The organism is Methylobacterium sp. Gmos1, from assembly GCF_053764715.1.
In genome coordinates, this window is record NZ_JBSNCC010000018.1 from 1 (window position 1) to 13,655 (window position 13,655).

Annotated in this window: 13 protein-coding genes and 1 pseudogene; 3 read left to right on the forward strand and 11 right to left on the reverse strand. The window is 70.5% G+C overall.

All coding sequences use genetic code 11. The annotated features are described in order from the left end of the window. A pseudogene (locus tag ACS5PV_RS25615) lies at positions 1 to 113 on the forward strand (IS5/IS1182 family transposase); the annotation flags it as partial. Positions 114 to 198: 85 nt separating this feature from the next. Further along, positions 199 to 561 (forward strand): winged helix-turn-helix transcriptional regulator, encoded by a 363-nt coding sequence (locus ACS5PV_RS25620; protein ID WP_455398271.1) that lies wholly within the window; start codon positions 199 to 201, stop codon positions 559 to 561. A gap of 236 nt (positions 562 to 797) precedes the next feature. Here the strand turns inward: ACS5PV_RS25620 and ACS5PV_RS25625 are convergent, their stop codons facing one another. From ACS5PV_RS25625 to ACS5PV_RS25645, 5 genes are all read right to left on the reverse strand, one after another. Further along, positions 798 to 1,325: a prolyl-tRNA synthetase associated domain-containing protein gene (locus ACS5PV_RS25625; RefSeq protein ID WP_455398170.1), complete on the reverse strand. Its 528-nt coding sequence runs from the start codon at positions 1,323 to 1,325 to the stop codon at positions 798 to 800. Next, on the reverse strand, positions 1,322 to 2,278 hold the full coding sequence (locus ACS5PV_RS25630; RefSeq protein ID WP_455398171.1) for a threo-3-hydroxy-L-aspartate ammonia-lyase: 957 nt from the start codon (positions 2,276 to 2,278) through the stop codon (positions 1,322 to 1,324). The genes ACS5PV_RS25625 and ACS5PV_RS25630 overlap by 4 nt, the downstream gene beginning before the upstream one ends. Position 2,279: 1 nt before the next feature. Then, complete coding sequence (locus tag ACS5PV_RS25635; protein WP_455398172.1) at positions 2,280 to 3,053, reverse strand: enoyl-CoA hydratase; 774 nt, start codon at positions 3,051 to 3,053, stop codon at positions 2,280 to 2,282. Between the two features lie 69 nt (positions 3,054 to 3,122). Next, entirely contained in the window at positions 3,123 to 3,860 is a 738-nt protein-coding gene (locus ACS5PV_RS25640) for a phosphatase PAP2 family protein (RefSeq protein ID WP_455398173.1), read from the reverse strand. Continuing rightward, positions 3,860 to 4,372, reverse strand: coding sequence for a 2'-5' RNA ligase family protein (locus tag ACS5PV_RS25645; protein ID WP_455398174.1), 513 nt, complete (start codon positions 4,370 to 4,372; stop codon positions 3,860 to 3,862). Before ACS5PV_RS25645 ends, ACS5PV_RS25640 begins: the two co-directional genes overlap by 1 nt. 82 nt (positions 4,373 to 4,454) lie before the next feature. Between ACS5PV_RS25645 and ACS5PV_RS25650 the strand changes: the two genes are divergently transcribed. Then, a complete protein-coding gene (locus ACS5PV_RS25650) occupies positions 4,455 to 5,387 on the forward strand; it encodes an alginate O-acetyltransferase AlgX-related protein (protein WP_455398272.1) in 933 nt (310 codons plus the stop codon). Positions 5,388 to 5,622: 235 nt separating this feature from the next. Here the strand turns inward: ACS5PV_RS25650 and ACS5PV_RS25655 are convergent, their stop codons facing one another. The 6 genes from ACS5PV_RS25655 to ACS5PV_RS25680 all read right to left on the reverse strand — a co-directional run bounded on the left by ACS5PV_RS25655 (position 5,623) and on the right by ACS5PV_RS25680 (position 13,558). Then, positions 5,623 to 6,468 carry a metallophosphoesterase family protein gene (locus ACS5PV_RS25655; protein ID WP_455398175.1) on the reverse strand — a complete coding sequence of 282 codons (846 nt, stop codon included), beginning with the start codon at positions 6,466 to 6,468 and terminating at the stop codon, positions 5,623 to 5,625. Then, on the reverse strand, positions 6,465 to 7,394 hold the full coding sequence (locus tag ACS5PV_RS25660) for a diacylglycerol/lipid kinase family protein (RefSeq protein ID WP_455398176.1): 930 nt from the start codon (positions 7,392 to 7,394) through the stop codon (positions 6,465 to 6,467). Before ACS5PV_RS25660 ends, ACS5PV_RS25655 begins: the two co-directional genes overlap by 4 nt. An 82-nt stretch (positions 7,395 to 7,476) precedes the next feature. Then, positions 7,477 to 9,678 carry a 3-hydroxyacyl-CoA dehydrogenase NAD-binding domain-containing protein gene (locus tag ACS5PV_RS25665; RefSeq protein WP_455398177.1) on the reverse strand — a complete coding sequence of 734 codons (2,202 nt, stop codon included), beginning with the start codon at positions 9,676 to 9,678 and terminating at the stop codon, positions 7,477 to 7,479. 22 nt (positions 9,679 to 9,700) lie between these two features. Then, positions 9,701 to 10,213, reverse strand: coding sequence for a hypothetical protein (locus ACS5PV_RS25670; protein ID WP_455398178.1), 513 nt, complete (start codon positions 10,211 to 10,213; stop codon positions 9,701 to 9,703). Between the two features lie 5 nt (positions 10,214 to 10,218). Further along, a complete protein-coding gene (locus ACS5PV_RS25675; protein ID WP_455398179.1) occupies positions 10,219 to 11,427 on the reverse strand; it encodes an acetyl-CoA C-acetyltransferase in 1,209 nt (402 codons plus the stop codon). A 337-nt stretch (positions 11,428 to 11,764) separates the two neighbouring features. After that, positions 11,765 to 13,558, reverse strand: coding sequence for an acyl-CoA dehydrogenase C-terminal domain-containing protein (locus ACS5PV_RS25680; protein ID WP_455398180.1), 1,794 nt, complete (start codon positions 13,556 to 13,558; stop codon positions 11,765 to 11,767). Between the last annotated feature and the right edge of the window lie 97 nt (positions 13,559 to 13,655).

The following is a 13,655-nucleotide window of genomic DNA, read 5'->3' on the forward strand; positions in this document are numbered from 1 at the left end:
GCCGGCTGGTCAAGGATTACGAGCGCTACGCCAGCACATTGGCGGGCCTCCACATGGTTGCCTTCGTCTGCGATATGCTCAGCAAAATCGAACGTACAATAATCAGTTCATAACACGCTCTAGCCCGCCGCGACCGGCCCCGCAAGACGTCATCCTTGCGAGACCAGGTCAGCGCCGGGTGACCATGGGGTGAACCGCGTGCTCGACGAGATCAGGCCGGCCGAGGCACAGATCAGTTCCTGCCCGATCCGCGATGTGCTGGACCGGATCGGCGACCAGTGGAGCCTCCTGGTGCTGACGGCGCTCGATCCGGGGGTGAAGCGGTTCAGCCAGCTCGAACGCGAGATCGGCGACGTCTCGAAGCAGATGCTGTCGAAGACCCTGCGCCGGCTGGAGCAGGACGGCTTCGTGGCACGCCAGGTCCACGCCGAGGTGCCGCCCCGGGTCGAGTACCGGCTGACGGCTTTGGGGCGCTCGTTCCTGGAGCCGCTGCGGGGGCTGATCCGCTGGGCGGAGGCGAACCAGGCGGCGATCGCGGCGGCGCGAGGTCGATCCCGGTGACCGTGCAGGCGCGAAGCCATTCGATATAAGGCACGCCGGCCCTTTCCCGGACGACTGGAACGAAGTGAAAGGAGATCCGGGATCCAGCGCAAAAAATCGCGAAGCGTCTCTATCTCTGCAACGATGCAAAACACAGAGCCGCTTCGCGGCAGATCCTCTGTTGGATCCCGGATCTCCTTCCACTCCGTTCCAGTCGTCCGGGAAAGGGGAGAGCGTGTTTCAGGCATGCGCCCCGCTCAGGTGGACTGCTCCTCCTCCGCCGCCGGCTCCGGCAGCGCCATCACCCGCGGCGGGTGTCCCGTCGCCTCCAGGAAGCGGATCAGGTCGCCCGGCGACACCGCCGTGGTGGCGCCGTTGTGGAGCGGGTGGAAGTTGACCGGATCGTGCGCCATCAGCCCGGCATCGAGCACCACCGCCACCGTGCCGTCACGGTCGTTGACGAGCCCGAACGGCGTCACCGAGCCCGGGCGCACGCCGAGGCGCTCGTAGAGCAGCTCGGCCGAGCCGAAGGAGAGCCGGCCGGTGGCCCCGAGCGGTCCGTGCAGGCGCTTGAGGTCGACCCTCGCCTCAGCCTCCGCCACGACCAGGAACAGGCGGCCGCGCTTGTCCTTGAGGAAGAGGTTCTTCGAGTGGCCGCCCGGCATCGCCGCCTTGAGGTCGCGGGATTCCGCCACCGTGTGCACGGGCACGTGCGCCACGGTGGCATGCGCGATGCCGAGGCCGTCGAGGAAGGCGAACAGTTCCTCGGGCGTCGCCGGATTCATGCCGCGAGGTGCCGGGCGAGCGCCGCCGGGTCGACGTTGCCGCCCGACAGGATCACGCCGACGCGCTTGCCCCTAACCGGCACCGCGCCCTCGAAGGCGGCGGCCGCCGCGAGGCAGCCGGTCGGCTCGACGACGAGCTTCATCCGCTCGACGAAGAACCGCATCGCGGAGACGAGCTGCGCGTCGGTGGCGGTGACGATACCGGCGGCCTCGCGCTGGATGATCGGGAAGGTGTGCTGGCCGAGATGCGTGGTGAGCGCCCCGTCGGCGATCGAGACCGGGACCGGGATGCGCACCACCTCGCCCTTGGCGAGCGATTGCTGGCCGTCGTTGCCCGCCTCGGGCTCGACGCCCCAGATCTCGACCCCGGGCGACAGGGCCTTGGCCGAGAGGCACGAGCCGGCGAGCAGCCCGCCGCCGCCGAGGCAGACGAGGAGCACGTCGAGGGGGCCGACCTCCTCGATCAGTTCCTTCACCGCCGTGCCCTGGCCGGCGATCACGTCCGGATGGTCGTAAGGAGGGATCACCGAGAGGCCGCGCGCCTCGGCGAGGCTCCGGCTCACCGCCTCGCGGTCCTCCTTGTAGCGATCGTAGGACACGATCTCGGCGCCGTAGCCGCGGGTGGCCGCGACCTTGATGGCGGGCGCGTCGTGCGGCATCACGATCACCGTCGGCACGCCCTGGAGCGCGCCCGCATAGGCGATCGCCTGGGCGTGGTTGCCCGACGAGAAGGCGAGCACCCCGCGCTTGCGCTGCTCGGGCGAGAGCGCCGCAATGGCGTTGCAGGCGCCCCGGAACTTGAAGGCGCCGGCGCGCTGGAGCGGTTCGGCCTTGAAGAACAGGGTGGCGCCTGTGCGCGCGTCGGCGGTGCGGGAGGTGAGCACCGGGGTGCGGTGGGCGATGCCGGCGATGCGCTCCGCGGCGGCCTCGACGTCGGCGTAGGTCACGGTCATCTCAGCGGTTCTCGAAGTTGGGCTTACGCTTCTCGACGAAGGCCTTCATGCCTTCCTTCTGGTCGTGGGTGGCGAAGAGCCCGTAGAACACACGGCGCTCGTAGCGGATGCCCTCGGTCAGGGTGGTCTCGAAGGCGCGGTCGACGCTCTCCTTGGCGACCATCACGGAGGGCAGCGACATCGACGCGATGGTCTCGGCCGCCTTCATCGCCTCGTCGAGGAGGTCGGCCGCCGGGATCACCCGGGCGACGAGGCCGGAGCGCTCGGCCTCGGCCGCGTCCATCATCCGGCCGGTGAGGCACAGATCCATCGCCTTGGCCTTGCCGACCGCGCGGGTCAGGCGCTGCGTGCCGCCGGCGCCGGGGATCACCCCGAGCTTGATCTCGGGCTGGCCGAACTTGGCATTGTCGGCGGCGAGGATGAAGTCGCACATCAGCGCCAGCTCGCAGCCGCCGCCCAGCGCGTAGCCCGCCACCGCGGCGATGATCGGCTTGCGGCGCCGGCCGACCTTGTCCCACTCGCCGAACGGGTCGGCCATGTAGAATTCGGGATGGGTGCGGTCCTGCATCTCGCGGATGTCGGCGCCGGCGGCGAAAGCCTTCTCCGAGCCGGTGATGACGATGCAGCCGATGCCGTCGTCGCGCTCGTAGCCGTCGAGCGCGTGGTTCAATTCGGCGATCAGCGCGTTGCAGAGCGCGTTCAGCGCCGCCGGACGGTGCAAGGTGACGAGCGCCACCCGCCCGCGCGTCTCGACCCGGATGTTTTCGTAAGCCACGGCATTCCTCCCGCGCGTTTTCCCTTGGCTTGGCTAGGGGAGGGCGGCGCGGGGCGCAAGCGTCTGGCTCTAGGCCGGCGGCGGCGGGTCGGGCGCCTCCACCACCTCCTGGCGCTGGAGCTGGAGGGCGACGAACCAGCACAAGGACGCCCAGGCGGCGCCGATGCACCAGCCGGCGAGCACGTCGCTCGGCCAATGCACCCCGAGATAGATCCGGCTCATCCCGACGAGCAGCGTGGTGACGACGCCGAGCCCCATCACGAAGGCCTTGACCTTGCGCGAGCGCTCGACCCGGGCGAGCAGGATCGCGAGCGTCAGGTAGGCGATGGCCGACAGCATCGCGTGGCCGCTCGGGAAGCTCGCCGTGAAGGTCTCCATGCCGTGCGGCACCAGCTCCGGCCGCGGGCGGCGGAAGAACAGCTTGAGCCCCGTCGACAAGAGCTCGCCGCCGCCGATCGCGATCACGACGAACAGGGCGGCGCGCCGCCGCGCCGTGACCGCGAGGTAGAGCACCACGCAGGCCGTGACGTAGACGATGCCGAACACGCTGCCGAAGGCGGTGATGTCGCGCATCGTTTCCGGCAGCCAGTGCGGGCCGATCGGCTGGGCGAGGTCGCCGGGGACGCGCAGGGCCAGCAGGAGGCGGTCGTCGAAGCCGAACGAGCCGCCCTCGCGGATCTCGTCGGCGAGCTTGAAGAAGCCGAAGCCGAACAGGCTGACGGCGAGCAGCGAGGCGAGCGGCCCGATCTCGTTGAGGCGAAGCCGCAGCCACACCGCCGTGGCGTGGCGCCGGAACGGGATCTCCATCACGCGCCCCCGAACGGAAACCGGCCGCGGGGCTCCCACGGGCCGCCGAGATAGCGCCAGAGCAGGAGCCCGGTGCCGGTGATCTCGCGGGGCACGAAGGCGGCCTCCAGCTCGCGGTGGAGCGCGCGGGCCTCCTCGGGCGTGACCTTGTTCTGCACCGTCACGTGCGGCCGGTAGCCCTGGCGGTCCTGCGGCGTCAGCCAGGTCTCGAACGTTGCGGCGAGGCGCCCGCGCAGGGATGACAGGCGGGGCGATTCGAGGCCGTAGGCGACGCCGCGCCCGATGAAGCGCAGGCCTGCGACCGTGACCGGCAGCGGCGCCTGCGCCCGCACCTCGGCGGTCAGGGTCTCGACGATGCCGCGCTCCTCCTCGCCCGGGAGGTGGTGGAACAGCGTGACGTGGGCCGGAATCTTGTTGAGGGCCGGCGGGAAGTGGCGGCGGCGCTGGCCGTCGAACTCCGCGAAGGCGTCCTCGTCGAGTTCCAGGGTGAGGATCAGGGGGTTCTGCGGCATCCTCCCGGCGAAATGGCGCGGGCGCCGGGATTGGCCAGGGGCGGCGCTGTTCAGCCGGGCCCTGGCCCGCTACACGGCGCGGATGCGCGACAGCACCGACATGGTCCATCTCGGCCGGGATGGCTGGCTCTTCCTGACCGGCGGCACCAATCGGGTGCGGCAGCAATACCGGGCGAGCCTGGCCGTGGCCTGGCGGCTGTGGCGCTGGCGCCGGCTGGTCGAGGCCCGCACCGTCAAGGCCGCAGCTCTCGGCGTGCGCGCCTTCCACGTCGTGGTGCCGGAGAAGCTCAGCATCTACGACGACCGGCTCGACGGGCTCGTCCTCGATCCCGCCCTGTCGCCGGCCCGGCGCCTCGGCGCGCGCCTCGCCCGCTCGCCCGCGGCACGGGCCTGGATCGACCTCGTCGGCCCGATGCGCGCGGCGCGGGATTCCGAGCCGCCGCTCTACCTGCGCACCGACACCCACTGGAGCCAGGAGGGCTGCCGCCTCGCCTACGGGGAGATCATGCGGGCGCTCGGCGCCCTGCCGCCGGCCGATCTCGGCGCGCGGCCGTTCCACGACCATGACGGCGTGCTCGACCTCGGCGCCAAGCTCGATCCGCCGCGGCGCGAGACGATGCGGGTCTACGAGGTCCAGCGCGACGCCGTGCGGACCTACGCCAACCCGCTGGTCAAGGGCCACGAGGCGCGCGGCACCGCCGCCGACCTGCACGTCGGCGCCCACGTGGTGTTTCGCAACGACAGCCCGGCCGCGGATCCCCGCACGCTGATGCTGTTCGGCGATTCCTGCTCGCACTTCCACCCGATCTTCCTCACCGGCCTCCTCGCCGAGAGCTTTCGGGAATTGCACTTCGTCTGGTCGGCGAGCCTCGACTGGGGTTACGTCGAGCGGGTGCGCCCGCACCTGCTGCTGGTCGAGGTGGCGGAGCGCTTCCTGGCCCGGGTGCCGGCGGACCGGTTCGACGTCGCGGCGGTGGGGGCGCGGGGCGTCGAGGGGCAGGAGGGCGGGATCTGACGCGGATTCCGCTCGATCCACTCGATAAAGGTAAAGCGCATCTCCCCTCTCCCGTCTGGGAGAGGGGTCGGGGGTGAGGGTGCTACGGTTCTGAGTCTCGCCCTACCGTCCTGCTGCCAGCACAACGCTCAGTGTCTCACACGGGAGCGTGTCACCCTCACCCCCACCCCTCTCCCACTCGGGAGAGGGGATCCCGCGCTTTAACTTCACCGAGTTGAATCAAGCGGAGAGCAGACTATTCCTCCGCCGCACACCGCGCCGCCCCCGATTCCGCCGCGTCGCACCAGTCCGTCCCCGTCCACAGCCGCACCTGCACGGTGGCGACGCCGTTCTCCACCGTGATCCGGTTGTAGGCGTTGGGCTCGTTGCCGCGCAGCCGCGTCGAGGTGGCGGAGCCGGCCTGGACCGCGAGGAGCCGCCGGCCCGTCACCTTCACCTCCGGCCGGTCGATTTCGGCCTTGTGGCCGTTCGGGGTCGGCTCGGCGAAGCGGGCGTAGCCGCGGTGGAGATGGCCGGCGAGCGTCAGGCCGACGCCGTGGCGCTGGAAGGCGTCGAGCGCCTCGTCGGCGCGGCCGACCAGGCGCGCCTCCTCGTCCCAGGGCGGGGGCATGAAGGGGTGGTGGCCGACCACGATCCGGAACAGGCCCGGCGGCAGGGCGTCGAGCTTCGCTTCCGTGCGCTTGATCTGCGCCCGGGTGATCTTGCCTTGCGACCAGTCGGTCTCCGGCGCCCAGGTCCGCACGGTGTTGAGGCAGATCACCGCGATCTCGTCGTCCTGGAAGACCGGCTCGGTCTCGGGCGCGACGTAGCGGCGGTAGCGCCGGAACGGGTGGAAGAAGCGCTGCCAGAGCCGGAAAGGCGAGATGTCGTGGTTGCCCGGCACTGCGATCCACGGATGCGGCAGCCGGTCGAGGAAGGCCTTCGCCTCCAGCCATTCCCGGGTTCGGGCGCGCATGGTGAAGTCGCCCGAGATGATGATGAGGTCCGGCCGGTCGCGGGTCAGCTCCGCCACAAGGCCCTCCACCACCGCCGGGTCGGTGCGGCCGAAATGCAGGTCGGAGATATGGGCGATCCGCCTCACGACACATCCTCCACCGGCACGAGGACGCGGAGGGCAGCCGGGAGGAGGCGGTAGCGCAGGGGTGGGGCGATCAGCACGACCTCTCCGTCATTCATCACCCGCAGGGCCTTGCGGGCGTCGAGGGCCAAGGCGTCGGTCTCGTGCCGCTCCAGATCCGGCAGCCGGCGCCACTCGCCGACCGCGAAGCCGAGCCCGAGGCGCACGAGCCGCGCCGCCGACAGGGTCTCGACGAGGTAGAGCGTGAGGTGCCCGCCGTCGACGCCCGCCCGCGACAGAACCGCACCCAAGCCCTCGCGGTAATCGCCGCAGACCACCGCGAGCGCCCGGAAGCGCACCCGCCGGGTGGTGCCGCCGAGGGTCAGCACGGCGCGCTCGCGCGGATAGCGGCCGAGGTGGCGCATGAGGCCGGCGGCCATCCGCAGCACGTCGAAGCCGTCCATGCGGCCGCGCTTGGCCTCGCGGTGGCGCGCCATCCGGGCCGGCATGCCGAGCACCGAGTTGATGAGGAAGACGTGGCCGTTGACCTCGCCGGCGTCGATCCGGCGCACCGCGCCGGTCGCCAGCACCTCAACGGCCGCATCGAGGTCGAGGGGCAGCCCGAGATCCTTGGCGAGCAGGTTCATCGTGCCGAGCGGCAGGATGCCGAGGGGGATGTCCTGGCCGGTGAGGACTTGCGCCGCGCAGGCCAGCGTCCCGTCGCCGCCCGCGACCACGACCGCATCGATATCCGGAACCTTGGCTGAGGCCGCCAGCCGTTCCGGCAGGGGCGCATCGGGCTGGGGTTCGGGCATGACGGCGAGGCCCGCGGCCTCCAGGCGCTCGCGCAAGGCGTCCGGCGTCAGGCCGCCGTCGACGAGCGAGCCCGCCGCGACATTCGCCACCAGCACGATCCGGCGGGTGGGCGAAGTGGAGTTCTTGTTCGTCACACGGTCGTTCCGGGCGGCGAAGGCGCCGCCCGGGCAGGATGCCGCGTCCGTATCTCAGGACGATGGCGAGGCTAGGTCCGCCTCACGCCGCCTTCTTCGCCGCGTCGCCGTAGAAGGTGCCGCCGCGCTCGGCCATCGCCACCAGGGTCTGCGGCGGGGAGAAGCGGGCGCCGTGCTTGGCCTCCAGCTTGCGGCACAGCTCGACGAAGCGGGCCGCCCCCATGAAGTCGATGTAGGACAGGGCGCCCCCGGTGAACGGCGCGAAGCCGAAGCCGAGGATCGAGCCGACATCGGCCTCGCGCGGATCGGTGACGACGCCCGCGCCGACGGTACGGGCCGCCTCCAGCGCCTGGGTGACGAGGAGGCGCTGCTTCAGCTCCGAAAAGTCGACATCGTCGGGATCGAGGCGGGTGTCCTGCAACTCGCGCAGGCCCGGCCACAGCTTCTTCTGGCCCTGCTCGGGGTAGTCGTAGAAGCCCTTGCGGTTCTTGCGGCCGAGCCGGCCCTCGCCCTCGACGAGCGCGGTGAGCAGGCGCTCCTGGACCGGGTTGACCGCTGCCTCGCCGACCTGCGCCTTCGTCGCCTTGACGATCTTGAGGGCGAGGTCGACGCCGACCTCGTCGTTGAGCGAGAGCGGCCCCACCGGCATGCCGGCCTGGCGCCCGGCATTCTCGATCATCGCCGCCGGCACGCCCTCGCCGAGCATCAGGTGGCCTTCGAGGATGTAGGCGCCGACGCAGCGGTTGGCGAAGAAGCCGCGGGCGTCGTTGACGACGATCGGGGTCTTCTTGATCGCCCGGACGTAGTCGAGGGCGACGGCCAGCGCCCGCTCCCCGGTCGCCTTGCCCATGATGATCTCGACCAGCATCATCTTCTCGACCGGCGAGAAGAAGTGGATGCCGATGAACTGCTCGGGGCGGCTCGACGCCTTGGCGAGGCCGCTGATCGGCAGCGTCGAGGTGTTGGAGGCGAAGATCGCGTCCGGCCCGATCACCGCCTCGACCTTGGCGATCACCTCGGCCTTCACCTTCGGGTCCTCGAACACCGCCTCGACGACGAGGTCGCAGCCGGCGAGCGCGCCGTAATCGTCCGTGGCGGTGATGCGCGAGAGGAGCGCGTCGCGATCGGCGGTCTTGGCGCGGCCCTTCATGATCTGGTCGGAGACGAGCTTGTGGGCGTAACCCTTGCCCTTCTCGGCGGCTTCCGCCGACTGGTCGACCAGCACGACCTCGAGCCCGGCATTGGCCGAGACGTAGGCGATGCCCGCCCCCATGAAGCCGGCGCCGACGACGCCCACCTTCTTCAGCTGCACCGCGCCGACGCCCTTCGGCCGGCGCGCGCCCTTGTTGAGCTCGCCCATCGACAGGAACAGGGTGCGGATCATCGCCGCGGCTTGCGGCGAGCGCAGGATCTTGGCGAAGTACCGGCTCTCGACCTTGAGCGCCAGGTCCATCGGCAGCTGCAGGCCCTCGTAGACGGCGTGCAGGATCGCCTTGGCGGCGGGATAGTTGTCGTGGGTCTCGCGGCGGTAGATGGCGTTGGCCGGCGGCCAGGTCATCATGCCGGCGGGCGAATAGACCTTGCCGGACGGCGCCTTGAACTTCGGCTGGTCCCAGGGGGCGACGGCAGAACCGCCGGCCTTGATCCAGTCACCAGCCTTCTCGACGATCTCAGCCCGGGGTGCCACCGCGTGGACGAGGCCCATGTTGCGGGCCATCAGCGGGCGGATCTGCTCGCCCTTGAACAGCATCTGGAGGGCGTCGCCGGTCTGCATCAGGCGGGCGACGCGCTGGGTGCCGCCGGCGCCGGGAAACAGCCCGACCTTGATCTCCGGCAGCCCGACCCGGGTCTTGTCGTCGTCCGACAGCACCCGGTGGTGGCAGGCGAGCGCCAGCTCGAAGGCGCCGCCGAGGCAGGTGCCGTGGACGGCCGCCGCGAACGGCTTCCCGCAGGTCTCGAGCTTGCGGTAGAGCAGCGTCAGCCGGCGCGATTCCTCGAAGAAGAAGCGCATCGCCTCCTCCTCGCCGCGCTCGCGGGAAAGCCGCGCGTGCTCGACGCCGAGGCCTTGCAGCATCGTCAGGTCGGCGCCGCCCGAGAAGGTGTCCTTGCCCGAGGTGACGACGCAGCCCTTGATGGCGGAATCGGCCACGACCGCGTCGATGATCTGGTTCAATTCGTCCATCACCTCCGGGGTGACGACGTTCATCGAGCGGCCGGGCATGTCCCAGGTGGCGAGCGCCACGCCGTCGGCGCCGGACTCGAAGCGGAAATTGGTGAGGTTCATGGCGAGGGCCTCGTGAGAGCGATTACGGCTTGGCGGGCGCAGGGGGCGGGGGCGGCGCGGGGGTCCGCGCCGGGACGCCCGGCGGGGCCGGATTCTGGCCGTTGCCCTGCTGCGACAGGGCCGCGAGCGCGAGCAGGTTCATCATCTTGGTCACCGCGTCCTTGGTGATCGTCGTGACCATCGAGGTCGGGTCGGCGTTGAGCGCCTGGAACTTCTGGTAGACCGGGTCGTCGTAGATCGCCGACAGGCGCCTCAGTTCGGCCGCGTCGAACTTCTGGGCGTATTCCTTCGACAGCCCGTCGACGAGGGTGTCGCGCTCCTGCGCGAAGGTCTTCTCTAGATCGGGGCGCAGCTTGGCCGATTGCTCGGCGGTCATCGAGGCGAGGGTCTTCTCCTCGGCCTGGCTGAACGCCTGGGTCAGGTTGCGGGCCACCGTCTTCGCGACGATGTCGCGGGCGAGCGCGACCCTTTCGTCGTCGGCCCGGGCCGGGCCGGCGAGCGCCAGCCCGAGCACCAAGAGGGGGAGGGCGCGCATCGCCCTCATACCCGCTCGATGATCGTGGCCGTGCCCATGCCGGCGCCGATGCAGAGCGTCACCAGCGCCGTCTGCTTGCCCGTGCGCTCCAGCTCGTCGAGCACGGTGCCGAGGATCATCGCGCCGGTGGCGCCGAGCGGGTGGCCGAGCGCGATGGCCCCACCGTTGACGTTGACCTTCCCCGGATCGACGTCGAAGGCCTGGAGGAAGCGCAGGACCACCGCCGCGAAGGCCTCGTTGACCTCGAACAGGTCGATGTCCTCGATGCGCATCCCGGCGCGCTTGAGCACCTTGCGGGTCACGTCGACCGGGCCGGTCAGCATCAGGGCCGGGTCCGAGCCGATATTGGCGAACGCCCGGATGCGGGCACGAGGCTTGAGGCCCGCCTTGGCGCCCGCTTCCTGCGAACCGATCAGCACCGCGGCGGCGCCGTCGACGATGCCGGAGGAATTGCCGGCGTGGTGGACGTGCTCGACCGCCTCGACGTCGGGATGCGCGTCGACCGCCACCGCATCGAAGCCGCCCATCTGGCCCATCTGGACGAAGGAGGGCTTGAGCGAGGCCAGCGACTGCATGTCGGTGCTCGGGCGCCGGTGCTCGTCGTGATCCAGCAGTGTCAGGCCGTTGACGTCGCGCACCGGCACGACGGAGTTCTTGAACCGGCCGTCCTCCCAGGAGCGCGCGGCGCGCTTCTGCGACTCGACCGCGTAGGCGTCGCACTCGTCGCGGGAGAAGCCGTACTTGGTGGCGATCAGGTCGGCCGAGACGCCTTGCGGCATGAAGTACGACTTGATCGCGATCGCCGGATCGACCGGCCAGGCGCCGCCCGACGCGCCGATGCCGATGCGGCTCATCGATTCGACGCCGCCGCCGACCGCCATGTCGTGCTGGCCGCTCATCACCTGGGCGGCGGCGAAGTTCACCGCGTCGAGGCCCGAGGCGCAGAACCGGTTGATCTGCACGCCCGGCACGTGGTTGCCGTAATCGGCGACCAGCGCCGCGGCGCGGGCGATGTCGCCGCCGGCCTCGCCGACCGGATCGACGCAGCCGAGCACCACGTCGTCGACGAGCGCGGTGTCGAGGGCATTGCGGTCCTTGAGGGCGCGCAAAGCCGTCTCGGCGAGGCGGAGCGCCGTCACCTCGTGCAGCGAGCCGTCGGGCTTGCCGCGGCCGCGGGGGGTGCGGACGTGGTCGTAGATGTAGGCGTCGGGCATGGGGCGTCTTCCCGGATGTGTCGTGCGGCGGCCCGAGGGACGGGCGGCGCCGGGAGTTCGGACGAGAGTCCTACGATATAGGTTTCCGCGGGGCTCTCCCGAGGAAGCTGAAGCGCGCCTCCCCTCTCCCGAGTGGGAGAGGGGTCGGGGGTGAGGGTGCTACGGTTCCGCAGAAGGCTCAGACCGTTCCGCTGCCGGCACCAGACTCAGCGTTTCATGCGGAAGCGTGTCACCCTCACCCCTACCCCTCTCGGGAGAGGGGATCCCGCGCCTGGTCCAGATCCGTCTTGGTCGGGCGGATGCCGTGCGGGGCGGGCTCCGCGTCGTCGGCGCGAGCCTAGAACAGCTCCGCCGGCATCGCCATGACGGCGTCCGACCCGGCCGAGATGCGGGCGAGCCGGGTGCCGGTCTCCGGCAGCACGCGCTCGACGTAGAACCGGCCGGTGGCGAGCCGCGCATCCAGGCGCTCGGCGATGCCCTCGCCGGACTTCTTCTTCTCGGCCGCCACCTTGGCGATCCGGCCCCACATGTAGCCCATGGCGACGAGGCCCATCAGGTGCATGTAGTCGGTCGCCGCCGCACCGGCATTGTCGGGCTTGGCCATGGCGTTCTGCATCAACCACATCGTGGCCTGCTGGAGGTGGCCGAGGCTCTTCATCAGCGGGGCGCAATACGCCTTCAGGCCCTCGTCCTCGCCGTTCTCCTTGCAGAAGCCCTCGACCTCGGCGAGGAAGCGCATCATCGCCCGGCCGCCGTCGCGCGGCAGCTTGCGGCCGACGAGGTCCATCGCCTGGATGCCGTTGGCGCCCTCGTAGATCTGGGCGATGCGGGCGTCGCGCACGAATTGCGACATCCCCCATTCCTCGATGTAGCCGTGGCCGCCGAACATCTGCTGGGCGTCGACCGCGTTGGCAAAGCCGCGGTCGGTCAGCACGCCCTTCACCACCGGGGTGAGCAGGCCCATGTGGTCCTCCGCCGCCTGGCGGGCGGCCGGGTCCTCGGAGCGGTGGGCGATGTCGGCCTGGAGCGCGGTCCAGATCACCAGCGCCCGGGCGGCCTCGTTGAAGGCGCGGATGTTCATCAGCGTCCGGCGCACGTCCGGGTGGACGATGATCGGGTCGGCCGCCTTCTCGGGCGCCTTGGCGCCGGTGAGCGCCCGGCCCTGGAGCCGGTCGCGGGCGTAAGTGACGGCGTTCTGGTAGGCGACCTCGGACTGGCCGAGCCCCTGGATGCCGACGGCGAGACGGGCCTCGTTCATCATCACGAACATCGCGTTGAGGCCGCGATTGGCCTCGCCGACGAGCCAGCCGGTGGCGCCGTCGTAGTTCATCACGCAGGTGGCGTTGCCGTGGATGCCCATCTTGTGCTCGATGGCGCCGCACGACACCCCGTTGCGGGCGCCGATGCTGCCGTCGGGCCCGACCAGGAACTTCGGCACCACGAAGAGCGAGATGCCCTTGGTGCCCGCCGGCGCGCCCTCGATCCGGGCGATCACCAGGTGGATGATGTTCTCGGACAGGTCGTGCTCGCCGGCCGAGATGAAGATCTTGGTGCCGGTGAGCGCGTAGGAGCCGTCGCCGTTCGGCACCGCCTTGGTCTTCAGGAGGCCGAGATCCGTGCCGCAATGCGGCTCGGTCAGGTTCATCGTGCCGGTCCAGGTCCCCTCGACCATCTTCGGCAGGTAGGTGCGTTTCTGCTCCTCGGAGCCGTGCACCAGGAGCGCCGCCATCGCTCCTTGCGTCAGGCCCGGATACATCCCGAGCGCGATGTTGGCGCCCGACACGAATTCCTGCATCACGCTGTTGAGGGTGTGGGGCAGGCCCTGGCCGCCATACTCCTCGGGCATCGACAGGCCCATCCAGCCGCCGCCCGCATAGGCGTCGTAGCCGGCCTTGAAGCCCTTCGGCGTCGTCACGCTGCCGTCCGGATGGCGGGTGCAGCCTTCCGTGTCGCCGACCCGGTTGAGGGGTGCCAGGACCTCCTCGCAGAGCTTGGCGCCCTCGGCGATCACCGCCTCGACCACGTCGGGCGTCGCCTCGGCGAAGCCGGGCAGGTTGCTGTAGCGCGCGATCCCGAACACGTCGTTGAGGAGGAACAGCACGTCCTCCACCGGCGCCTTGTAGCTCGGCATGTTTCCCCCGCTCCCACGATCTGATCCAGATCCGTCCGCGGAGTCTGCCGCGGCGAGATAGTTCATATGTAAACTATCTCGGGTGGGGACGGCAAGG

Coding starts and splice junctions, on each gene's coding strand:
- ACS5PV_RS25665 (WP_455398177.1), bottom strand. CDS start 9,678: ATGAACCTCACCAATTTCCGCTTCGAGTCCGGCGCCGACGGCGTGGCG.
- ACS5PV_RS25680 (WP_455398180.1), bottom strand. CDS start 13,558: ATGCCGAGCTACAAGGCGCCGGTGGAGGACGTGCTGTTCCTCCTCAAC.
- ACS5PV_RS25675 (WP_455398179.1), bottom strand. CDS start 11,427: ATGCCCGACGCCTACATCTACGACCACGTCCGCACCCCCCGCGGCCGC.
- ACS5PV_RS25650 (WP_455398272.1), top strand. CDS start 4,455: ATGCGCGACAGCACCGACATGGTCCATCTCGGCCGGGATGGCTGGCTC.
- ACS5PV_RS25670 (WP_455398178.1), bottom strand. CDS start 10,213: ATGCGCGCCCTCCCCCTCTTGGTGCTCGGGCTGGCGCTCGCCGGCCCG.
- ACS5PV_RS25645 (WP_455398174.1), bottom strand. CDS start 4,372: ATGCCGCAGAACCCCCTGATCCTCACCCTGGAACTCGACGAGGACGCC.
- ACS5PV_RS25630 (WP_455398171.1), bottom strand. CDS start 2,278: ATGACCGTGACCTACGCCGACGTCGAGGCCGCCGCGGAGCGCATCGCC.
- ACS5PV_RS25625 (WP_455398170.1), bottom strand. CDS start 1,325: ATGAATCCGGCGACGCCCGAGGAACTGTTCGCCTTCCTCGACGGCCTC.
- ACS5PV_RS25640 (WP_455398173.1), bottom strand. CDS start 3,860: ATGGAGATCCCGTTCCGGCGCCACGCCACGGCGGTGTGGCTGCGGCTT.